Consider the following 19,980-nt stretch of genomic DNA (forward strand, 5'->3'; position numbering starts at 1 on the left):
AAACTGCCATAGTTGTATATCAAAACCCAAGCCCATTTTTTATAATTAATATAGATGGAATAGCGGCACGATGGGGGAGGGGAAGCGGGATGGCTGAAGAAGCAGAACTCGGTGGAACCTTATTTGAAAAATGCAGATATGCGCCTCCACTCGAAACACTGGCGGCGGCAACGGGCGGAAAAGTCCGCGGACTCGACCTCTTGGCAACGAGGATGGTTTTGTCACGGAACCATCTCCCACAAGAAGCTTTAAACGTTCTGCTCGTCTATTTTTTTCAAACTTTCGCAAATAAAGTTTTCGACAGGAATGATTTGTTGAAAGTGTATGATTTTTGGCTGAAGAACAGGGTGGGTACCTATCAGGAGGCCATGGAAATGACAAAAAGGGACATATTCACCGTTTTGCAAAAAGATGGCCCGGCCTGAGTGACCCCTTTTGCAAAATCTGGCAGTTTCATTCTCTTACCTCGCGGGAAACTCCCGAGTAGTTGGACAAAAGGAGGAATTGAGATGAAAATTAAACAGGTCATGACAACCGATGTGGAAACTTGTACGCCGGACACGCCGATTTTCGAGATTGCGAAGAAGATGAAGGAGCTGGATGTTGGGGTCATTCCAATTTGTGAAGGGGACGAGCTGAAAGGATTGGCTACGGATAGGGACATCGTTCTCAATGCGATTGCCGAGCAATGGCCGCTCGATACTCCGATTTCAAGGGTGATGACTGAAGATCCTGTCAGGGGCACAGTGGACATGTCGGCGGAAGAGGCGGCCGAACTGATGGCCGACGTACAAATAAGAAGGCTGCCAATCGTCGAGCAGGGCCGGTTGATCGGAATCGTGTCTCTCGGAGACCTCGCGATCGAGAGAAATCTGACAGACGATGCCGGGGAAGCGCTCGAGGAAATATCAGAGCCATCGAAACCGAAAAAGTAAACTGTTTTCCCGCACAGACAAGATGTGCGGGTTTTATTTTGTGCGGGGTTTTTTTGAAAATCGGGCTAGGATTTAAAAAATCGATGATATATTGAAATAATCGCTGATATAAATAAAAAATCGTTGATATTTAAAAATAATCGCTGATATCTAAAAATAATCGCCGATATCCGATTTAGCGGCGGGAAAGCGGCCAGGCAGAAAAGAAATCCCAGCTGCAAAACCCGCCTAGCCTAAAAAACCTAAGCAACAAAAAACCAGCAAGCCGCCGCCTGCTGGTCCTTAATATCTTATTTTACTGTTACCGCTTTTTCCTCATGTTCATGCAAATCGCCTTTTTCGACGTGGACATTCACGGTGAAATTGCCTGCAGAAGGGAAGGTATGCTTCACTTCATATTTGCCGGCGCCAGCTTCATGGGCAGGGATGAACTCATGCTTTTCCTCACCGTTTTTCCAAACTTCAAACGTGATTTTCGCGCCTTCGAGCGGCTTGTCCTCATGCTTGATCAGAGCGGACAACACAGTTTCCTTACCGGAATCAGCGGAAGCCACCGGAAAGTCAATTGCCACACTGCTTTCGCCGTGCCCGTGCTCATGTCCATCCGAAGACTCATGCGCCGCCTCGTGCTCGGACGGATTGCCGACAACGAAATCCTTCTTCGGCATATTGTGCATATCGCGTGCCGTCACATGGCTGATCACCACATAATTTCCTTCCTCGGCAAACTTCTTCTTCACCGAATAAATGCCATCGCCAACATGCTTCGCCTCAAGCATTTCATGATCCTTATCACCCTGCTTGAAAACCTCGAACTTCACTTCATTTGCATCCTCGACGTTTTCATCGCCTTGCGTTACATGGGCCTTGATTTCCGTCTCGACATTCGGATCTATTTTATCAGGAAGAAGAATTTCGACCTCAATCATCTTCGGCGGCTCATCCCCACCGGATACCTTGTCTTTGTCATTCCCTCCGGAACAGCCAACAAGTGCGGCCATTGCCAAACCAATCAACAAAACGAGCAACTTTTTCATAACAATCCCCTTTAGCCAAAGTAGTTTATCCATAAAGGTGCAAAATCCTATCACTACTATTTTACACTATAAGCATAGAACCTTTAATGGCTCACCCGGGCTAGAGGCAGGCGGAAAATGTGACGGAATTATGACAACTGATGCCTGACAGCATAACCAGCCAGCTGGACCCGATTATCCAGTTCAAGCTTCTCGAGCAAATTCTTCACATGATTCTTCACCGTATTCTCCGCAATCGAAAGCTGATTGGCAATCTCCCGGTTCGTCAGCCCTTGAGTGATAAGCTGTAAAATTTCCTTTTCCCTCGGCGTAAGCGAGGCCGCAGCCGAAGGCTCCGCACCCTTAAACTGCCCGAATAGCTTCCCGGCGATACCACGGGCTGCATCATCCTTGCCAGCAATCAAGGCAGATAAATATTCAAGCCAATCGTCCGGATCCATACTTTTCAAAAGATACCCTTGCGCGCCGAACTGCACCGCCGAAAACAAATCAGCCACATCATCCGACACACTCAGCATGATTACCTTTACCGCAGGAAACTCATCCTTAATCCGCTTCGTCGCCTCAAGTCCGCCCATCACAGGCATCCCAATATCCATCAACACCACATTCGGCAGCAGCTCCCGGCACAACCCAACCGCCTCAAGCCCGTTCCGCGCCTCACCCGCAATTGAAAAACCCGCGACGCCCTCAAGCATCGACCTGATCGCCTCCCGGGCATGCGGGTGATCATCCGCAATCAACACTCGGCACACATTATTCATCTCTCTTTTTTCCTTTCAAAATGAACTTTGTTCCCGTCCCCACAACAGAACGGATGTCCAGTACAGCGGAAAGGGCCGCTGCCCGCTCCTTGACCATCGCCAGCCCGTAGTGGGCGGCATTCACTTCAGCCGGTACAAAGCCGCGGCCATCATCCTCAACAGAAAGCTCCCAGTCCGGGCCGTTGTTCCAGAGGTATATCGTCGCGGCCTCCGCACCGGAATGCTTCTGGATGTTCGTAAATACTTCTTGGACAATCCCGAATAATAAAACTTCCTCGGAAGCCGAAAATAAATCTTCATCAACAGTGATCTCAATTTCTGTTTCAATCCCGGTAACGGTTTGCCAATTTTCAAGCCAATGCCGGATTCTTTTTGCCAAGGTCATCCCTTCATTGGGGGTCAGTCTAAGGTTGAAAATCGCCTGCCTGAGCTGCGTATCGATCGAGTTTGTCAAAGTTCCCGCCTCTTGCAGTTTTCCTTTTTTTAAGTGGACTTTCATTAGAAACAGGGACTGCGCGATGCTGTCATGAAGCTCTTTCGCGAGCCGCTCGCGTTCCTCGTAAATCGCGTGCACTTCACGCTCTTTCGTGATCCTTCTGTTTTTGACTTCAATCATCCTGAACATCCACACAGTGTAAATACATGAAATGATGAAAGTCAGAAAAGTAATCAAATAATTGCCCGTATCCATAGAGAGATGATCAAGAAACACCCCATGGCGCAAAAATTCAAACCCGCCAATCAAAATGGTCGGGAGGAGGATACTGAAGATTTTCAAATACCGGTAAGACATGATTATCGCTCCAAATAAGTAGCATTCTACTTCAAGTTATATCATACTTTGAGTAGGGATTTTAGCTAAATGATTGGGGATGCGGAATGGACAGAGCGGACGTCGTATATGGACTGATTTTTGACAAGGAAACCAACCAAGTATTAATGGTTAATAATGTGGGGTCCGGCTGGACTTTGCCAGGCGGCATGGTTGAGAAAGGGGAAATCCTGACCGAGGGGCTCGTTCGCGAGGTGTATGAAGAGACGGGGTTAACAGTTGAAGCACGGGAATTGCTCGCAGTGAAGGAGGCTTTCCGGCCCGACCGGGGACATCATGTCCTATTTTTCACTTTCGCTGCCTATGTATCAGGGGGGACCATATCCATTCAGTTTCCTGAAGAAATAATAGAGGTGAAATGGGTGGATGTGAAAACCGCCAATTCCTTAATGCCTTATTATGAAGAAGGAATCGAAAGGCTTTTGCAACGCCCGGCGGCTTATAAGTTTCTAGGGTGAGGCAGTCGGGGGAGAAAAAGTCGAACGGGTAGAACTGAATTTTTGCGAAACAGGAGCTGCCATCGCAAGCTCCTGTTAGATAGTTTACATAATATTATTATCTTAAAAATAGTTCCACCCAGATTGGCGGCTTCAGGTTTTCCCTGGACAGCTCGATGAATTGGCCCATGACGCCGAGGTGTGATACCCCATACTCTTCATCAACGATAGGGGTGTAGATTGAAAAAATCAGCAGATTCGATTTTTCAATGTCATCAGGGTGTGAGATGGATGGTTCATCTGCGAATTTTTGTTCTGCATAAGCTATGTAGTCCGTCTCAGACGGATTCATAAATGCCAAGACCGCTGCCAGACAAACAGCAGCCGCGATGATTGTTATTTTTTTTACCATAATGAACATCTCCCGTTAATGGAATAATGTATAGAGAAGGACCGCCCCGAGCAAATTTGGCAATCCGAATAACGCAAACTGTGTCATCGTCCTTTGACGCTCACGCCGGTCGTCTTTCGATTCCGTTAGAAAGTTTGCCCGGATCCTGTCGCCGCTCAGCATGGAACCGGAAAAAACAGCGGAAATCAGGATAGAAGCAAGACCGATGCCGCCAGGTAAGAAATAGGCATACGCAGTTCCAAAGAGATAAGGCGAAACAAACGAAGCGATGATAGCCAGGACAGTACCGCTAATAAATATCTTCATCGAAAAACCTCCCCGGAGATGATCTTACATTTCTTCCAAAATAAACCACTATACTTAAATAGTAAAGTTTACCATCACGTATTGCAATAGATACATAGATATTTTCATATTATTGTAAGATATAGAAAATTATTAACTATTTATAAATGCTGAGCAGATCTTCTGGTGTTTAAGAGGAATATCTATAAAAGTGGAAAACCGTACAAGACAGAATGTTGACAAATAAAGAATTCCGAGGTATTATTATCTCGAATTAAAGATATTTTAATTAAGTTGGATACTTCAAATGTAATTTTTTTACGAAGATATCTTCACTTCAAGATAATTTATGAAAGCGAGCTTTATTGCTCTAGTCTGAAGAATATTAAATGGAGGGACTAGCAATGGAAAACTTAAAAGGAATACACCATATTACCGCTATTACTAGCAGTGCGGAAAAAATTTATGATTTCTTCACTAATGTGTTAGGCGTTCGGTTAGTAAAGAAAACCGTTAACCAGGATGATATCCAATCATATCATTTATTTTTTGCGGATGATGTGGGAAGCGCGGGAACAGACATGACATTTTTTGATTTCCCCGGAAGCCGGAAAGGGTCCCATGGAACAGACGAGATATCAAAAACCTCATTCCGTGTGCCAACAGATGCCGCATTAGAGTATTGGCTTAGCCGATTTAACAGATTAGATATCAAACATAAAGGAATCACTGAGCAATTTGGCAAAAGGACATTATCCTTTTCCGACTTTGATGACCAGCAATATCAATTGATTTCTGATGAAAGAAATGAGGGCGTGGAATCGGGTACACCTTGGCAAAAAGGACCTATCCCATTGGAATACGCGATTACTGGGTTGGGTCCCGTTTTTATCCGTATTTCAAATTTTGATTACTTCAAAGCAGTCATGGAAGAGGTTTTAATGTTTAAGGAAATTGCCGAGGAAGGTTCTTATCATTTGTTTGAAACAGGGGAAGGCGGGAACGGTGCGCAAGTAATCGTGGAGGATAATGAATCACTTCCACGCGCTATGCAGGGATATGGTACCGTCCATCATGCAGCGTTCCGTGTCGATGACCGGGCAGCGCTGGAAGAGTGGAAGGGGAGAATGCAGTCCTTCCGCATGCCGAACTCTGGTTATGTTGAACGATATTATTTCGGATCACTGTATGCGAGGGTGGCTCCGCAAATTTTATTCGAGCTGGCAACGGATGGGCCTGGTTTCATGGGCGATGAACCTTATGAAACACTTGGTGAAAAATTGTCACTGCCGCCATTCCTTGAACCGAAACGAGAAGAAATAGAACAATTAGTAAGGCCAATCGACACAGTCAGAAGTACGAAAGTTTTTGAAAAGGAATATGAAAAATAAAAGGTGCCACGCAAAAAAAAGGCACAAGAACCCGCTTGTGAATGGATTCTTGTGCCTTTTCCTTTTTGTCTGTAAGATTTAACTCTTATACTTAGCCTTCATTTCTTCTTCTTTTTCCTTAATGGATTTCTTGAGGTTCGTTCCTTCTGTTTTCAAGGTATCTCGTAGTTCTTTATGTCTTTCATCCATAAAGTCTTTCATAATATCGAATCGCTGCTTGATAAGACTTTCGACTTCCTGCCTGACCTCGGAATTAATTTGCTCTTTATCTTTAAGATAGTACATGGCTTCCTGGAGGCGCGATTTCTCATCATAGATCAGATTGCTGAATTCTGTTTTCTTGTCATAAAGTTCATTTTCTTTTTTGGCTTGTTCATTCCAGACCTCATTCCAGTTCTTGCTTCCCCAATTCCACCATTCATTCCAAAGGCGGCGCCGCTCATCTTCCCATAGCTTTTCGAAATCCTTGGCGGTTTTGACGGTTTCATATTCTCCGCCGCCCGCTTCGGCAACAGCAATCAACTGTTTTTGCCCATTGCTGTCGACATCGAAGCCAATGATGTTGACGACCGCTTTAATATTGGAGTCATGGAGTTCTTTTGCGGCCTTTACTGGATCACCGTCACAAGTTTCAACACCATCACTTACGACATAAATGATGTTTTCGCCTTCCGTGCCGACTTTTTCAAAATCAGCTTTTGTTTGGGCGATTGCATTTGCGATTGGCGTCCAGCCGGTCGGCTGAAACTTACCTAAAGAGGATTTGAAATCAGACTCATTATACGGTTTGAAATCATAAACGATTTCTGTACTTTCACACGAAACTTTTTTGTCGCTATCGCTGTTACTTCCTTTATGACCATAAACTCGGAGCGAAACATTTGCTTCCTCAGGCATAGAAGAGACGAATTGATTGATGGCATCCTTCGCCAGCTCCATTTTTGTTTTGCCGCCTATTTTCTGGGCCATGCTTCCGCTTGCGTCCAAAAGGATTGCAATATTAACATTCATATCAAGATCCCCATCATCGCCAAGTTTCATGCCGCCTGGCATTTTCGTCAGTGTTGTCTCGATCTTAGGATTGAATTCCTCATAATAATCATAATACGGCTGATAATTTTTGCCCTCTGCCATAAGTTTCAACAGCTCCTCGTAAACTTGGAAGCTATCTTTATCCTGGAAAGACTTTTCGTCCAGGGCTCTATGTACAACCGCCTTATTATAACCGTTACCAGTATATTTGCCGGGCTTTTCTTTTATAATATCTTCTACACTGCCGGCAATTCCGTAATCGTTATCTTCCTTTTCCTCTGGTTCATTTTTTTCCTTTTTCTGTTCTTTTCCTTTACCTTTTGCTTTATCCGTTTCCTCGCTCTTGTTTTTATCAGCCGAAGCACCTTCTTTAGCTCCGCATGCAGATAATGCCAGAAGGGAAACTAAGAGTAATGTTAGGAACAGGAATAATTTTTTCTTCTTCATTGATATTGGAACACCCCTTGCCATTAAAAATATGATTAAAAATAAAAAGTCACTTCATCCAGCTATTCTCCCTGTTTTAATGCATAACAACAGTGAAAATAGGAACAAACATGGCTCGCTAACAGTTTAACCCAGTTATGGGTATTATTGAAGTTTTATTGCCAGGATTTTGCTCGATTGGAAGCATAATAAGTAGAAAGTCCCGTTTGATTAAGGACTAATAGCCTAGCGATGAGGGTATAGAATAAGGGGTAGTTTAAAAAGGCTAAATTAATTTGTGTTTGATGGGAAGATTAGTAATGAAAGATTTTTTGCAAAAAAACAAGGGAATTTTAAAAGTTTTTCGTTTTTAGGTTTATTATCCTGTGAAAGGGGAATGAATAGTTAGTCTGACTGAAAATTCATAACCTGAGTGTTATTGTTTTTCTAAACAGATATAACTATTGTATACTTCCATTAACAATATACGCATAGTGAAAACTTATTAATGAGGGAGATAATGATGAATTCTACATATACATTAGGCGTACAAATTTCTGAGTTCGTTTCTGACAATCGTATAGAGTTTAAAGAGAAACTTCTGTCTGAGGCGGTTGGCGTTGCCAATAAAATAAATGATATCCTTCAAACGGGGAATATTGACCTTTTGAAAAATGCCGAGAAGCTTGTCAATTATGTCTTGCTTGATCAAAAAAAGGAACTAGTGGAATTTGCGGAGCAGGAAGGCGTGGTATGGGCAGAACATGCTCTGACGCTGGCATTCAAGCTTGAGTGGATCCAGGCGATCCGCAGAACCTTATGGCAATTTGTTTATCAATTCGATGAGGAAGAAGGAGTCACGCTCGGGAAAGAGGACTTCTTCACTCTTGAAAAGATGATTAATGACCAAATTGACCAATTCCTGAACAACTTTTTCTTAAGCTACTCCACGTTTAAAGATGGATTGTTATACACACAACGTAAATTGGTTGAGCATTTGTCTGTACCCATTATTCCTGTCAGCCCTTCGGTTTCTGTTCTTCCGTTGATCGGGCTTATTGACAATTATCGTATGCAGATTATTGAGGAAAAAGTACTGATTGAAATTTCCAATCAAAAAGTTCAAACCTTGGTCATGGACCTTTCCGGAATCGCCGAAATGGAAATGGACGTCATCGACCAGTTCCAGAAAGTATTGAACGGGATAAACATGATGGGCTGCAAAGGAATCATCACCGGCCTGCGCCCTGACCTTGTCCGGAAAATGATCCACGCCGGCATCTCATTCGCCGAGAAAGTGGAAACGAAAGCGACACTGCAGGAAACTCTTAAAAAATACTTGGCAGTTGAATCGGTCTAATTGTGAGCCGCTCCGGGATCGGGGCGGTTTTTTGGTGTCTTCGTGGTGGTGAGTTTCAATTTTATCGATTTTCGTGTTTAAAAATAATTCAATATTTCTGGAATTCCGGCTGGTTAGCCAATGATATACTGACTGTATAAGAATGGAGGTGCTTTGCTAGGTGCCAGGAAAGAAATTCATTATAAGTTTATATACACTATTAATGGTCGGTTTCGTGGTGTTAATGTTCATTATTTATTTGAATCCTGTAGCGAAGTGGGCTTATTATTTTGTCTTGGGATATGTAGTATTTTTGCTTATATCCGGGGTATTTCTATTGGTGGCAGCAGGAGCCAAGTTGAAGAATCTTAAAAAAGCTGAAATTAAAAAAAGAATTCTGAGGTTCATCTTGATTTTCGTGGGCTTACTCGCGACGCAAATTTTGCTGAACTTTATTATGACTGGCGCTGCAGGTGATCTGAAAATCGGCAGTCCTCTAGGCTTGGCCATAGGAGTTAGCTTCCTTGATCTATTATTTATTAAAACTGGACAAGGTGAATAGATGGATACATGAGCCATACTAATGCATTGCATGGCCCAGTATCTAAATGTGCTTTCGCTCAGGATAGCAAGGAAGCAAAACGGGATAGGCAAAGCATCAATGCCTATTGCACCCCGCTCCCAAATAAAAAAGAGCCTTGCACCAACACAAAGCTCCCTTACGATTTACTTATAAAAAACCTTGTCCACGTTGTACTTCGCCTTCAGCGTATTAATCGCGTACGTTTCGTAAATTTCACGGTCCATTGGTTCCTCGACCACGAGCACCGCGATTTTATAAACCTCATCCCTGTAATTTTTGATAGGGGATACGGTATCCTCGAAATGGCGCTTGACGCGGGGGCGCAGCTTCCTCGCCTTTCCGACAAACATCAGTTCATCGTCAGCGTTAAAAAACAGGATAATCCCGCCTTTATCCCTCGGGATGCGATTATAGTCTGTAAAGCCGTACTTGCTGCTGATGACCGCTTCGACCGGTTCACCAAGCTGATTCTTCCTCGTCAACACAACATCCGGTGCCGGCAATTCGATTTTGATCATTTTCATCACTTCCTTTTCTTCGATTACTTTATCACATAGATTACCCGTAAACCAGTAGCAAAACTACATCATGTGAAAAACAAAGAGAATTCGTTTAAACGTTATTAATGAATTGTGCCTGGAACCATGACCTAATGATATAATCTTACCTAACCAAAAGGGTTAAATAACTGCTCTTTTCGCAAAAATCGCCTTCACGAAATCTTCCTTATGATCGGTGTACTCATTCACACCAGTTTGATATCGAGCGAGAGAATCCATTTTTATTGCTTGATACTCCCATCTGGCATCTTCATTGGTACGAAGATAATCCCTGAAGAAAATCAAATTTTGCCAGAGCTCGCCTTCATACTCAACGAGATGGATGAAATGTGTTTTCACTTCATATGTATTGTCCGTGAATCTTGCAAAAACAATTTCCCCAGGCCGCTCAACCCGCAGCCTTAGGAAACCGGCTTTTTTTAATCCGCCAGCAAGTGATTCTGGAAAATTGGATAAGTTGCGAATACCAACGACCATATCAATAATCGGCTTGGCCAGCATTCCAGGGATGGAAGTGCTCCCAATATGCTCAATTTGGAACTCCTCGAGGTTTGTGCTCGCACGCAGTTCCTCCTTAACCTTTGCGAATTCAGCCGCCCATTCAGGGTTATATTCCACTAAACGGACTTCATCTTTCCTTAAACCAAGCTTCATAAGAAAACCTCCAATCCTTTCAGACGTATAAATCATATCATTTTCATCTTAAACTTTCAGGGGTCGCATGATGTAACAAAAACAGCCCCATGTAAAAGAGGCTGCAATTCATTACTTCAATACAATAATCATGTAGGGATTAAAGAATGGCTTGAACGGTGAGGGGGATACATGAAGGCATTAGGGGAGTCATTCTTTTTCAAAGCGATGCAGTTTTAATAAAAACCATAAGTCGGTTAACACAAATACAAGAACATTCGACTTTTTACCTATTATTGCTTGTTTAGACGCTGTATTTCAGTCTCCACAGAGAAAACCCTTTTATTTAGTGCATCAGTTTTGTCATCAATAAAATGAATAATATTTTCATTATAATCACCTATGCACATAATAATATTTTTCTGCATCCGCTCCTGGCCTTCTTTTATTTCCAGCGTTAGAACTTCGAGTCCATCCATCCTGATTTGCAAACCGTCCATTCGGTTTTCCATTCCACCCATGCGAGTTTCCAAACCGTCCAGCCTGCCGTCAATCTTATCAAGGCGGTTGTTTACCGGCTGCAGTTCTTCCTTTAAAATAGAACGTAGCATTACCTCAAGTCCGTTTTCCATATTTAACACCTCCTTTTCCCTCAATTTTAGCACGAATGGACATCCCTGTTGTACATAAAACCATGAACTTTTGCAAAAGAAAATTCTTTAAAAGGGTGGTTATTCGAATTGAATATGATTGAAAAAGCGTTCAGAGTTGCCGGTGAGGCGCATGATGGCCAGTATAGGAAGCTGACGAAAACCCCGTACATTACTCATCCCGCTACGGTCGGCATAATTCTTCAGAAATACGGATATGGCGAGGAATTGATTGCAGCTGGAATTTTGCATGATACGGCCGAGGATACAGACGTCACCCTCGAAATGATCGAAATGGATTTCGGTTCGAAGGTTGCAGAAATCGTCGCAGGCTGTTCGGAGCCGGACAAATCGCTCAGTTGGGAAGAGCGGAAGGAGCACACGATTGAATTTTTGAAAGGGGCTCCGATTGAAATCCGCGCGGTCGCCTGTGCCGATAAGCTGCACAACGTCCGATCTATCCGCTATGATGTCGAGAAGTCCGGAGAAGAAGTGTGGAACCGGTTTAAAAGAGGGCGTGAGAAACAGGAATGGTATTACCGGAGCCTGGTCGAAAGCCTAGGCCAACAATCTAGCTTCGAAATGCTTGATGAATTCGCCCGGGAAGTGGAATTGCTTTTCGGCCGCAGAAGGGAGGAAGCTTGATGCACATAAAAATGGCTACATTGGAAGATTACGAAGCACTGCTTCCGATTCATAAAGAAATCCACGAGTACCACCTGGAAGCCCGGCCCGATATTTATCGGTCAGCGGACAACACGTTTATATGGGACTATTTCAAAGGAATCATCGAAAATGAGAATGCCAGGATTTTTTATATCAAAAACGATATTGAAGTCATCGCTTTTACAATTTGCAGGAAGCAATCATCTTCTGACCGCGTGACGGTAGCACCAAGAGAATACATGTATGTAGAGGAATTCGGCGTAAAAAAGGAATTCCGGAAGCAGGGGCTGGCAACAATGTTGTTCGAAAAGGTTGTTGATTTTGCAAAAGAAAAAGGTGTTTCGGAAATCGAGCTTGGTGTCTGGGAATTCAATGAGCCCGCGATCCGTTTCTACGAGTCGATGGGCATGAAAACACAGGTTAGAAGAATGGAAATGAAATTATAACGTTTTGGAGGCAGCATGGCTACGAACAGAATTGTTTTTACAGGCGGGGGATCCGCCGGGCACGTGACACCCAATCTGGCAATCATCGCAGAGCTAGATAAGAAAAAATGGGAGATCCACTATATCGGTTCTGAAAAAGGAATTGAAAAGGAACTCATAGCGAAAATAGGCATTCCATATCACGGAATCAGCAGCGGGAAACTGCGAAGATACATCGATTTTGAAAACGTGAAGGATATTTTCAGGGTGATGAAAGGCTGTTATGATGCATGGAAGGTATTAAAGAAGCTCAAACCCCGCCTTGTTTTTTCAAAAGGGGGCTTCGTTTCTGTGCCAGTGGTAATTGCCGCGAATCTGTTGAAAATCCCTGTGTTCATTCATGAAAGTGACCTGACACCAGGGTTGGCGAACAAAATCGCACAGCGGTTTGCGACTAAGATTTTCACGTCTTTTGAAGAAACGGTTAACTATTTTCCTGGCAAAAAGGCTGTTGCCATCGGTTCGCCAATTCGCATCGAAATCCTGAATGGCAGTGGGGTACAAGGCAGGAAGTTGCTCAATTTTAATGAAAAGAAACCAATCCTGACAATCATGGGAGGGAGCCTTGGGGCAAGAAAGATTAATGAAGCGGTAAGGGGAAATTTGCCCTGGCTCACCGACCGGTTTCAGGTCGTACATCTGTGCGGGAAAGGCCAGATGGACACAAATTTATCAGGCTTGCCTGGATACCGGCAGTTTGAGTACGTCCATGAGGAACTGCCTGACCTGCTGGCGGCGACCGACCTAGTCATCACAAGAGGAGGTTCCAACTCGATATTCGAATTCCTCGCCCTCGGAATCCCGATGTTAATCATCCCCCTGACTTTGCAGCAAAGCAGAGGCGACCAGATCCTGAATGCAAAAACGTTTCATAAGAATGGCTTTTCACTGACTCTTGAAGAGGAAGGTTTAAACTCGGAATCATTTAAGAAAGCAGTGGACGAACTTCAGTTAAAGAGCCAAGAGATAAAAATGAATATGAAGAAAGTTAATAAGCAAAATGCGATTGATGTTTTGCTTGGCGAAATCGAGAATTATTAATTTTACCCAATATATGGAATGTCCCCTCATTTTATGATACGATAAAACTATAATGGGAGGGATTCCTAATGAAGTCACCATTCATGCGGCTTTTTAACAGAGGCTATATTGTATTCCTAATATTTATGGCACTTGCCTACTTTACTTTGCCTAACAACTTAATATATCCGGCAATCGTTACTTTGCCGCTCTTGTTCGGAGTTTACCAGGTGATTATTTATTTGATGCTCCGAAAAAAACAAGAAATCTGAAGCATTGGACGTTTTGTTCCAGTGCTTTTTTTACCTTTACTTTTGAAAACTGGGAGGGGGATTTGAAGTGAGAAATAAGTTAAGAAAGTCTTCAACTGATAGAGCTTTATGGGGTGTATGTGGCGGTATAGCTGAGTATTTAGGGATATCTTCTACGGCGGTAAGACTCATATTTATTATTCTTCCTGGGCCAAATTTGCTTATATATTTAATTCTTGCTAATACAATCCCTGATAGCCCTCGCTCTTTATAATTGGATAAATTGATGCCTTGACCGAGAAGAGATGAAAGACCCCACATGAGTTTGGATTGACAATTAACTAGTTACATAACTATATATTTTTCGCAAAAAGTAGTAGGGGTCAGGCCCCTACTATAAAAATCCAAAAATGTAGTAAGTTTTCACTAGTCATTTTCTGGGTTTACAAGGGCGATTAACTAGTAATATAACTATATTTCCTTTGCAAAAAGTAGTAGGCGTCAGACGCCGACTATAAGAATTCAAAAACGTAGTAAGTTTTTACTAGTTATTTATGGGTTTAACAAGGCCCATTAACTAGTTACATAACTATATATTCTTTGCAAAAAGTAGTAGGGGTCAGGCCCCTACTATAAAAATCCTAAAAGGTAGTAGGTTTTCACTAGTTATTTATGGGTTTAACAAGGCCCGTAACTAGTTACATGACTATATATTCTTCGCAAAAAGTAGTAGGGGTCAGGCCCCTACTATAAAAAACTTAAAATGCAGTAAGTTTTCACTAGTTACTTCTCTACGTTTCCTTAAAACAAGTGCAAATATGGAAAGCTACAACTCCCGAATCCGCCGCCCGAACCACACCCGCACGCCAATTCGTTTGCAGACGGTAAAGTAATGTAGCAACGCCTGGAGTAATGCACCGAAGTTCATTCCGAGTATGACGCCGTCCATGTGGAGGGACGGCATTGAACCGAGCAGGAAGACAGCGCCTAATGCAAAGGCGTTGGCCCAGATGCTGTGCAGGAAGGCGTCTTTGATTAGCCCGACTCCGATCAGATAGGCCTGCAGCGGGATGATGAAGAAGTGGAACAGGAAAAATGGCCAGAGCAGTTTCAAATAGGAAGCGGCGACCGGGGCGGAAAAGAACAGTGATGCCAGCTTGTCAGCGAACATGTGCATGATGAACACGGAAACCGCACCATACAACAACGTCAGCCACATTGTCTGGTGCAAGAGGGTGCTGAGCCGTTCGCGATCCAACCTGGCATAAGCATCCGATACATTAGGAATCAAAGCGACCATCAGCGAATGGGCGATGAAAGCAGGAAAGAAGCCGATCGACATCGCGACGCCCATTAGCATTCCGAAGTGCTCGGTCGCGGTTACGGCGGTGAAGCCGGCGCGTATTAATGTAATCTGGATCAGGATCGGTTGGAGGGCGTTAACGAATGCCTGAAAGATGCGCAGTCCGACAGTTGGCAAGGAAACAGATAGAAGCTTTTGCCGAGCGTTCGAACCGGATAGCTCCTGATTTGGTATGGACTTCAGTCCGCGTAAATGAATGACGAACAGGCTGAATAAATAAAGCAATACGATCAGCTCACTCCCAACCAGGGCGCCTAACGCGATAAGGAGGGAAGTCTCGAGCGGATAATCGAATAAATTAAAAATGAAATATAGGAGCAGGAATTGGGCGATTTTTCGTAACAGGTTTGACACCGCAATTTTGCCCATCTGCTGGACGCCCATGAAATAACCTCTGGCCACCGCCGAGAAAGCGGCAATCGGGATGAGCGCAAACAGCAGCCAGTGGATATGGGCGGGGAACCGACTCAGCGCGGATGGGATGGAAGCAGCCGCTGCCGTAAGCAAAATAAACACCACCGTGGAAAGGACCCCGAGCTTCAAGGCGTGCTTCAGCAAGCTAAAGTGCGTTTCCTGTTTGTTTTCAGCTATGTACTTGGATACGGAAATCGGCAGTTCGAGGCTTGCCAAAATCAAGATCAAGAACAGCACAGGCATGACCGACATGTAGAGGCCCATGCCTTCCTCTTTCAGTTCCCTCGCAAGCTGCATATTCACGAGAAACTCAACGCACTCGCTCAAGAACGCAGCGAAAATTAAAATCAGTGTCCCACGGATAAACTTGTTCAAGCGACCACCCCCATACATTCATCCATATGAGACAGGCTAGAAAATTATGTGGATGACGACGATGGGACAAGCTTTGACTGAATTTTTTTTTGAATCCTAGAATTAAATGTCATGAATTTGTGGAAGTGGGGAATTGGATGGATTTTTCCAAAAATGTTAAATCAAATCATAACTTTAGATAATGAGTTTCAATTTAAATAGGAAATAAAATAGGGGGACGTAAATGAAAAAGAAGTGGTATTTAATCATTGGGATTGCGATAATTATCTTTTTCTCCATAAAATATTACGATGATCATAGAGAAAAAGGGTTGGATGATTTAATTAGCTATAAACTTACTCAATTTGAATCCTTATCTATTCATGAAGGCCCAGATAGGCCATACTGGACAACTGAGAAAAGGGAACATGCAGAAAAGTTTCAAGACTTTTTAAGTCAATATCGAGTCAAAAGAATGAAGGATTTCGAGTGGAATAGTGATGTTTCAAAAGAGAAAGGATTTCAAGTTACTATTTACGTAAAGGGCAAACCGTTAATTGCATCGATTTATGAAACTCGTCTACTATTCCTTAATAAAGGTAAGTATTATAAGGTAATAAATGGCCCTGTTGATATGGAATGGGTCAATGACTTTGTTAGGGAAAATCCACAATAGGAATAGTTAGTGCCCGAATGGATGGCAGCCTGAGGCTTATCGGTTTATATAGCATCGGAAAGCCAGACGCTGATTTCCGTTCGGTCACTATTTCTGAAATAAATACTATGTTCAAGCCTTTCTAGTTTTGTTCTCAAGAGTATTACTCACCATAAGTTTTTTCCCATTCCACCAACCACTCCTGTATGTTTTTACCGACTAACTCCTCAGCGGTTTTCCCATCGAGAGAATAACCCCAACCGCTCATGCCATCGACTGCCGGGTAGGAAGTCCCACCAATCACTTTCCCTTCAAAAAGAAACACATTTACGGCTGTCTTGGATTTATAAATCTTGCCGACAGGGTGGTTTTTCACTATGAATCGTTCTTGAATTATTTCTTTTCCGATATAATCATCAGGCTTGACAGATTGCAAGGACCATATCATTTTATGGGGCATTTCAACAAGATCTTTCCGTTGGAATGTGTAAACGTAGTTTCCTTCATACGATTTTACAGAATAGCCTTTTTGCAAAAGATACTCCTTCGCCAATTTAGCATTAGAATCGAGTTTATAGTCCGCAGCGCATCCGACTAGCAACATTAAAAAAATCAAGACGAGGAATTTTGTTCCGTAAGAACCTGGCATTTTCATTTGTTCATCTCCTCTCAGACTGCTAAATAGTATTAACCAAAATTGTACCATTAACTGGAACTTTTATTAATGACTTTTCGAAATTTCTGTAAATTCCCCTTTGCATGGAAAGTTTATTGCAAATCCCAATCACTGAGGCTAACCCGCCATTTTTAGGGCAGAATAGATGGATGGAAATTGAGATGAAGGAGGAAATGCTTTGGAAGGACTGAAAGCAGGAGATAAGGCGCCTACATTTACCCTAGAGGCCACCACAAAAGAGAAGATCTCGTTATCGGACTACTTGGGCAGCAAAAATATCGTCGTCGCCTTTTACGGCATGGATTTTACGCCAGGCTGAATTAAGGAAATTGCCTCTTGGAAAGAGGATTATAAACGGTTTGGAGAATTAAATGCGGAAATTATGGCAATCAGCGCCGACCATATCCACTCGCATCGCGTTTTTGCCGCAAGCATGGGGACGCTGCCGTATCCGCTCCTGTCCGACTGGACGAAGCAGACGATTAAGGATTACAAAGTTTTCAATGAAAAGGGTGGCGTCGCCAAACGGTCCGTATTCATAATCAATCAAAAAGGCGACATCGCTTACGCGAACACGTCTTTTAAAGCAGACCGGAAGGAAGATTATGAAGCCGTCTTTGAAGAATTAAGTAAAATATAAATAGAGAATCCGTACAAAGGGGCAATTCCTTTGTACGGTTTTTTTGTTCCAGCACGAGGCCTCTCAGGTTTACTGCCAAAACAACAAAGAGCTGCAGCAAAAATCCATTCAATCTTCAGAATAGGTTAACAATATGTCTGTGTGGTATACTGAATTTGGCAGCTGGTCTTAATACTAGGGGATGAATGGCTGCCGAGTTATTACATATGAGATTGCCACTGGCTTTAGAGCCATAGACCATATAGAACATGGAGGGGCTGCTTTGTTAACGAACCATTTAGATTTTAGACTAGAGCCACGACTGAGAGAGTTGTATGCGGAGCATAAAAAGCGGGCTGATAAGATTGATTGGGGTTATCATGAATTTTTGCCATGGGATAAAGCAATGGATTTCAGGCGGGTTCCGTGGGATCCAAGCCAAGTTACCCTTCCAGCGTCTGTCATCACAGCAGTTGAAACGGCGCTGTTAACGGAAGTAAACCTGCCGTGGTTCACCTCGTATTTGGAGCAGACCTTCAAGGGATCGTTATCGGTTATTAAAGAATTCGTCCATACATGGACATCCGAGGAGGATCAGCATTCAAATCTGCTCGAAAATTATTTATTAATTACCCGTAATGTTGAGCCGATGCGTCTCCACCAACTGCATAAACAAACAGTTGAGAACGGCTGGAACCCGGATTTCCATACGCCTTTTGAAACGATGGTGTATACGTCCATGCAGGAGCTTGCGACAATGGTATTCTATTATAATGTCGCAAAAGTTGCCGGCCCGCATGACAAAGACTTGTCGAGTCTGCTGCGGCGCCTCGCCAAGGATGAAACGCTGCACTACACCTTTTACCGGGAAGTCATCAAGTACCATTTGGAATTGGAGCCAAATTATTGCTACCATCTAGCCAATGTCATTATGAACTTTAAAATGCCCGGTGCCGTTATGCCTGATTTTGAAAATCGGATGGCCATCATTGCCAAGGAAGCAAACTACGGCCCACTTGAATACTTTGACCAGGTGCTGGATGTCATTATTGATTACTGGGATATTGAAAACCTGCGACCGATTGCACCTGAAGCGGAAAAGGCAAGGCTCGACATCTTAAATTATCATGCTAGATTGAAAAGAGTCAGAGATCGATTTTATAGAAAACAGTAAATGATCAGCCAGCGGGAAACTGCTGGTTTTTCTTTTGCCCAAATTTTTGTGTTCATATGGCGTCTTAGCAGCACAAGGACAAAAACCAGTACGTACTATAACAAATAATGAAAAATTCCTATTAACCGAAATATTGCCGAGGAGGGGATGGGTGACATGCAACAGAGGGAAAACATCGAAGGGAAACTCCCATTTTGTGCGCAGACGAATGATACCGCGCCGCATTTTACGGCAGAGGCCTATGATAATACTGACAAGTCCATTAAGAAAATTCGGCTGGCAGATTACCGGGGCCGCTGGGTAATCCTGTTTTTCTATTCCAGCAACTTCACCTTCGTCTGACCGACCGAATTGGCGGCGGTCGCCGCTATTCATGATCAATTCTTGGCATTGAACACACAGATTCTTGCCATCAGCACCGACAGTGTCTACTCCCATAAAGTTTTCACTGAAACATCGCCATCCGCGGCGAAAGTCCGGTTTCCGCTCCTGAGCGACCGGACCCACGCCATCAGCCGGGCATATCGCGCACTAAATGAGAAAATAGGTGCAACGTTCAGGGTTACTGTCATCATTGATCCGGAAGGGAAGATTTGTGCAAAATTCGTCTATCCTCCGGAAGTCGGCCGCAACGTCTACGAGATTCTCCGGGTCGTCCAGGGCATCCAATACGGCAGGAAAACAGGCGAAGGAGTGCCCGCCAATTGGGTGCCGGGGAAACCGGGCATCAGGCGGGACACGAACATGATCGGGAAGTACTAGCGAGAATGGAAAGATGATTGAGGAGTACTGCAGCAAAAACTGCTTGGAATATAGCGGAACCATTAAATAAAGCATCGATTTTAATATCGGTGCTTTAAATGTTATTTAGATCTACTTTGCTGTTTTGCGCCAATATACATTCAGGGTAATCAAATTTAAAATGACTGTTACGATGAGAAGAACTGCCGAGGCATATGCGACAGCATACATCGTGTCCTCAAGAGC

General features: G+C 43.5%; 26 protein-coding genes. 15 read left to right on the forward strand and 11 right to left on the reverse strand.

The window, feature by feature from the left end; genetic code table 11:
* The first annotated feature begins 89 nt into the window (after positions 1-89).
* Together BN1002_RS09175 and BN1002_RS09180 are read left to right on the forward strand one after the other, a co-directional pair.
* Entirely contained in the window at positions 90-425 is a 336-nt protein-coding gene (locus tag BN1002_RS09175) for a hypothetical protein (RefSeq protein WP_048824709.1), read from the forward strand.
* Between the two features lie 84 nt (positions 426-509).
* The gene (locus BN1002_RS09180; protein WP_048824710.1) at positions 510-935 is read left to right on the forward strand and encodes a CBS domain-containing protein; all 426 of its coding nucleotides are present in this window, start codon (positions 510-512) and stop codon (positions 933-935) included.
* A gap of 290 nt (positions 936-1,225) precedes the next feature.
* Here the strand turns inward: BN1002_RS09180 and BN1002_RS09185 are convergent, their stop codons facing one another.
* The 3 genes from BN1002_RS09185 to BN1002_RS09195 form a co-directional block, all read right to left on the reverse strand.
* Positions 1,226-1,972, reverse strand: a complete 747-nt coding sequence (locus BN1002_RS09185) for a FixH family protein (RefSeq protein WP_048824711.1) — start codon at positions 1,970-1,972, stop codon at positions 1,226-1,228.
* A gap of 128 nt (positions 1,973-2,100) precedes the next feature.
* Entirely contained in the window at positions 2,101-2,736 is a 636-nt protein-coding gene (locus tag BN1002_RS09190) for a response regulator (RefSeq protein ID WP_048824712.1), read from the reverse strand.
* Complete coding sequence (locus tag BN1002_RS09195) at positions 2,729-3,529, reverse strand: sensor histidine kinase (protein WP_052445629.1); 801 nt, start codon at positions 3,527-3,529, stop codon at positions 2,729-2,731. The genes BN1002_RS09190 and BN1002_RS09195 overlap by 8 nt, the downstream gene beginning before the upstream one ends.
* Positions 3,530-3,615: 86 nt before the next feature.
* Between BN1002_RS09195 and BN1002_RS09200 the strand changes: the two genes are divergently transcribed.
* Positions 3,616-4,026, forward strand: coding sequence for an NUDIX hydrolase (locus BN1002_RS09200; RefSeq protein WP_048824713.1), 411 nt, complete (start codon positions 3,616-3,618; stop codon positions 4,024-4,026).
* Positions 4,027-4,123: 97 nt separating this feature from the next.
* Here BN1002_RS09200 and BN1002_RS09205 read toward each other — a convergent pair whose 3' ends face one another.
* Together BN1002_RS09205 and BN1002_RS09210 are read right to left on the reverse strand one after the other, a co-directional pair.
* Positions 4,124-4,417, reverse strand: coding sequence for a hypothetical protein (locus BN1002_RS09205; RefSeq protein WP_048824715.1), 294 nt, complete (start codon positions 4,415-4,417; stop codon positions 4,124-4,126).
* Positions 4,418-4,432: 15 nt separating this feature from the next.
* Complete coding sequence (locus BN1002_RS09210; protein WP_048824716.1) at positions 4,433-4,723, reverse strand: DUF5316 domain-containing protein; 291 nt, start codon at positions 4,721-4,723, stop codon at positions 4,433-4,435.
* A gap of 383 nt (positions 4,724-5,106) precedes the next feature.
* Between BN1002_RS09210 and BN1002_RS09215 the strand changes: the two genes are divergently transcribed.
* Positions 5,107-6,093, forward strand: a complete 987-nt coding sequence (locus tag BN1002_RS09215; protein WP_048824717.1) for a ring-cleaving dioxygenase — start codon at positions 5,107-5,109, stop codon at positions 6,091-6,093.
* Positions 6,094-6,171: 78 nt separating this feature from the next.
* On the opposite strand, the gene BN1002_RS09220 is transcribed toward BN1002_RS09215, so the two are convergent.
* Complete coding sequence (locus BN1002_RS09220; RefSeq protein WP_148362752.1) at positions 6,172-7,572, reverse strand: VWA domain-containing protein; 1,401 nt, start codon at positions 7,570-7,572, stop codon at positions 6,172-6,174.
* 502 nt (positions 7,573-8,074) lie between these two features.
* Between BN1002_RS09220 and BN1002_RS09225 the strand changes: the two genes are divergently transcribed.
* On the forward strand, positions 8,075-8,911 hold the full coding sequence (locus BN1002_RS09225) for an STAS domain-containing protein (protein ID WP_048824720.1): 837 nt from the start codon (positions 8,075-8,077) through the stop codon (positions 8,909-8,911).
* Positions 8,912-9,071: 160 nt separating this feature from the next.
* The gene (locus BN1002_RS09230; RefSeq protein WP_048824721.1) at positions 9,072-9,452 is read left to right on the forward strand and encodes a hypothetical protein; all 381 of its coding nucleotides are present in this window, start codon (positions 9,072-9,074) and stop codon (positions 9,450-9,452) included.
* Between the two features lie 164 nt (positions 9,453-9,616).
* Here the strand turns inward: BN1002_RS09230 and BN1002_RS09235 are convergent, their stop codons facing one another.
* From BN1002_RS09235 to BN1002_RS09245, 3 genes are all read right to left on the reverse strand, one after another.
* A complete protein-coding gene (locus BN1002_RS09235; RefSeq protein WP_048824722.1) occupies positions 9,617-9,991 on the reverse strand; it encodes a nucleotide excision repair endonuclease in 375 nt (124 codons plus the stop codon).
* A 162-nt stretch (positions 9,992-10,153) separates the two neighbouring features.
* Positions 10,154-10,687, reverse strand: coding sequence for a GrpB family protein (locus tag BN1002_RS09240; protein ID WP_048824723.1), 534 nt, complete (start codon positions 10,685-10,687; stop codon positions 10,154-10,156).
* 272 nt (positions 10,688-10,959) lie between these two features.
* Positions 10,960-11,298 (reverse strand): hypothetical protein, encoded by a 339-nt coding sequence (locus BN1002_RS09245; RefSeq protein WP_048824724.1) that lies wholly within the window; start codon positions 11,296-11,298, stop codon positions 10,960-10,962.
* 114 nt (positions 11,299-11,412) lie between these two features.
* On the opposite strand from BN1002_RS09245, the gene BN1002_RS09250 reads away from it, so the two are divergent.
* The 5 genes from BN1002_RS09250 to BN1002_RS23240 all read left to right on the forward strand — a co-directional run bounded on the left by BN1002_RS09250 (position 11,413) and on the right by BN1002_RS23240 (position 14,012).
* Positions 11,413-11,961: an HD domain-containing protein gene (locus tag BN1002_RS09250; protein ID WP_148362865.1), complete on the forward strand. Its 549-nt coding sequence runs from the start codon at positions 11,413-11,415 to the stop codon at positions 11,959-11,961.
* Complete coding sequence (locus tag BN1002_RS09255) at positions 11,961-12,428, forward strand: GNAT family N-acetyltransferase (protein WP_048824726.1); 468 nt, start codon at positions 11,961-11,963, stop codon at positions 12,426-12,428. Before BN1002_RS09250 ends, BN1002_RS09255 begins: the two co-directional genes overlap by 1 nt.
* Before the next feature lie 15 nt (positions 12,429-12,443).
* Positions 12,444-13,508 (forward strand): undecaprenyldiphospho-muramoylpentapeptide beta-N-acetylglucosaminyltransferase, encoded by a 1,065-nt coding sequence (locus BN1002_RS09260; RefSeq protein WP_048824727.1) that lies wholly within the window; start codon positions 12,444-12,446, stop codon positions 13,506-13,508.
* Positions 13,509-13,576: 68 nt separating this feature from the next.
* Positions 13,577-13,759 carry a hypothetical protein gene (locus BN1002_RS09265; RefSeq protein WP_048824728.1) on the forward strand — a complete coding sequence of 61 codons (183 nt, stop codon included), beginning with the start codon at positions 13,577-13,579 and terminating at the stop codon, positions 13,757-13,759.
* A gap of 67 nt (positions 13,760-13,826) precedes the next feature.
* On the forward strand, positions 13,827-14,012 hold the full coding sequence (locus BN1002_RS23240) for a PspC domain-containing protein (RefSeq protein ID WP_082036189.1): 186 nt from the start codon (positions 13,827-13,829) through the stop codon (positions 14,010-14,012).
* 552 nt (positions 14,013-14,564) lie between these two features.
* On the opposite strand, the gene BN1002_RS09270 is transcribed toward BN1002_RS23240, so the two are convergent.
* The gene (locus BN1002_RS09270) at positions 14,565-15,890 is read right to left on the reverse strand and encodes an oligosaccharide flippase family protein (protein WP_048824729.1); all 1,326 of its coding nucleotides are present in this window, start codon (positions 15,888-15,890) and stop codon (positions 14,565-14,567) included.
* 223 nt (positions 15,891-16,113) lie between these two features.
* Between BN1002_RS09270 and BN1002_RS09275 the strand changes: the two genes are divergently transcribed.
* Positions 16,114-16,545: a hypothetical protein gene (locus BN1002_RS09275; protein WP_048824731.1), complete on the forward strand. Its 432-nt coding sequence runs from the start codon at positions 16,114-16,116 to the stop codon at positions 16,543-16,545.
* A gap of 142 nt (positions 16,546-16,687) precedes the next feature.
* On the opposite strand, the gene BN1002_RS09280 is transcribed toward BN1002_RS09275, so the two are convergent.
* Positions 16,688-17,179: a hypothetical protein gene (locus BN1002_RS09280; protein WP_048824732.1), complete on the reverse strand. Its 492-nt coding sequence runs from the start codon at positions 17,177-17,179 to the stop codon at positions 16,688-16,690.
* A 199-nt stretch (positions 17,180-17,378) separates the two neighbouring features.
* On the opposite strand from BN1002_RS09280, the gene BN1002_RS09290 reads away from it, so the two are divergent.
* The 3 genes from BN1002_RS09290 to BN1002_RS09305 all read left to right on the forward strand — a co-directional run bounded on the left by BN1002_RS09290 (position 17,379) and on the right by BN1002_RS09305 (position 19,755).
* Positions 17,379-17,840 carry a redoxin domain-containing protein gene (locus BN1002_RS09290; protein WP_231575010.1) on the forward strand — a complete coding sequence of 154 codons (462 nt, stop codon included), beginning with the start codon at positions 17,379-17,381 and terminating at the stop codon, positions 17,838-17,840.
* 262 nt (positions 17,841-18,102) lie between these two features.
* On the forward strand, positions 18,103-18,993 hold the full coding sequence (locus tag BN1002_RS09295) for an acyl-ACP desaturase (RefSeq protein WP_048824736.1): 891 nt from the start codon (positions 18,103-18,105) through the stop codon (positions 18,991-18,993).
* Between the two features lie 156 nt (positions 18,994-19,149).
* Complete coding sequence (locus BN1002_RS09305; protein ID WP_231575096.1) at positions 19,150-19,755, forward strand: peroxiredoxin; 606 nt, start codon at positions 19,150-19,152, stop codon at positions 19,753-19,755.
* Positions 19,756-19,980: the final 225 nt, after the last annotated feature.

Source organism: Bacillus sp. B-jedd, assembly GCF_000821085.1.
Taxonomy (GTDB): domain Bacteria; phylum Bacillota; class Bacilli; order Bacillales; family Cytobacillaceae; genus Bacillus_D.

Excerpts from the sequence above, each read along its gene's own strand:
- BN1002_RS09220 (WP_148362752.1), bottom strand. The coding sequence starts at position 7,572 with ATGAAGAAGAAAAAATTATTCCTGTTCCTAACATTACTCTTAGTTTCC.
- BN1002_RS09225 (WP_048824720.1), top strand. The coding sequence starts at position 8,075 with ATGAATTCTACATATACATTAGGCGTACAAATTTCTGAGTTCGTTTCT.
- BN1002_RS09235 (WP_048824722.1), bottom strand. The coding sequence starts at position 9,991 with ATGATCAAAATCGAATTGCCGGCACCGGATGTTGTGTTGACGAGGAAG.
- BN1002_RS09265 (WP_048824728.1), top strand. The coding sequence starts at position 13,577 with ATGAAGTCACCATTCATGCGGCTTTTTAACAGAGGCTATATTGTATTC.
- BN1002_RS09280 (WP_048824732.1), bottom strand. The coding sequence starts at position 17,179 with ATGAAAATGCCAGGTTCTTACGGAACAAAATTCCTCGTCTTGATTTTT.
- BN1002_RS09215 (WP_048824717.1), top strand. The coding sequence starts at position 5,107 with ATGGAAAACTTAAAAGGAATACACCATATTACCGCTATTACTAGCAGT.
- BN1002_RS09195 (WP_052445629.1), bottom strand. The coding sequence starts at position 3,529 with ATGTCTTACCGGTATTTGAAAATCTTCAGTATCCTCCTCCCGACCATT.
- BN1002_RS09275 (WP_048824731.1), top strand. The coding sequence starts at position 16,114 with ATGAAAAAGAAGTGGTATTTAATCATTGGGATTGCGATAATTATCTTT.
- BN1002_RS09210 (WP_048824716.1), bottom strand. The coding sequence starts at position 4,723 with ATGAAGATATTTATTAGCGGTACTGTCCTGGCTATCATCGCTTCGTTT.
- BN1002_RS09205 (WP_048824715.1), bottom strand. The coding sequence starts at position 4,417 with ATGGTAAAAAAAATAACAATCATCGCGGCTGCTGTTTGTCTGGCAGCG.
- BN1002_RS09255 (WP_048824726.1), top strand. The coding sequence starts at position 11,961 with ATGCACATAAAAATGGCTACATTGGAAGATTACGAAGCACTGCTTCCG.
- BN1002_RS09250 (WP_148362865.1), top strand. The coding sequence starts at position 11,413 with ATGATTGAAAAAGCGTTCAGAGTTGCCGGTGAGGCGCATGATGGCCAG.
- BN1002_RS09260 (WP_048824727.1), top strand. The coding sequence starts at position 12,444 with ATGGCTACGAACAGAATTGTTTTTACAGGCGGGGGATCCGCCGGGCAC.
- BN1002_RS09240 (WP_048824723.1), bottom strand. The coding sequence starts at position 10,687 with ATGAAGCTTGGTTTAAGGAAAGATGAAGTCCGTTTAGTGGAATATAAC.
- BN1002_RS09245 (WP_048824724.1), bottom strand. The coding sequence starts at position 11,298 with ATGGAAAACGGACTTGAGGTAATGCTACGTTCTATTTTAAAGGAAGAA.
- BN1002_RS09180 (WP_048824710.1), top strand. The coding sequence starts at position 510 with ATGAAAATTAAACAGGTCATGACAACCGATGTGGAAACTTGTACGCCG.
- BN1002_RS09190 (WP_048824712.1), bottom strand. The coding sequence starts at position 2,736 with ATGAATAATGTGTGCCGAGTGTTGATTGCGGATGATCACCCGCATGCC.
- BN1002_RS09185 (WP_048824711.1), bottom strand. The coding sequence starts at position 1,972 with ATGAAAAAGTTGCTCGTTTTGTTGATTGGTTTGGCAATGGCCGCACTT.
- BN1002_RS09200 (WP_048824713.1), top strand. The coding sequence starts at position 3,616 with ATGGACAGAGCGGACGTCGTATATGGACTGATTTTTGACAAGGAAACC.
- BN1002_RS09175 (WP_048824709.1), top strand. The coding sequence starts at position 90 with ATGGCTGAAGAAGCAGAACTCGGTGGAACCTTATTTGAAAAATGCAGA.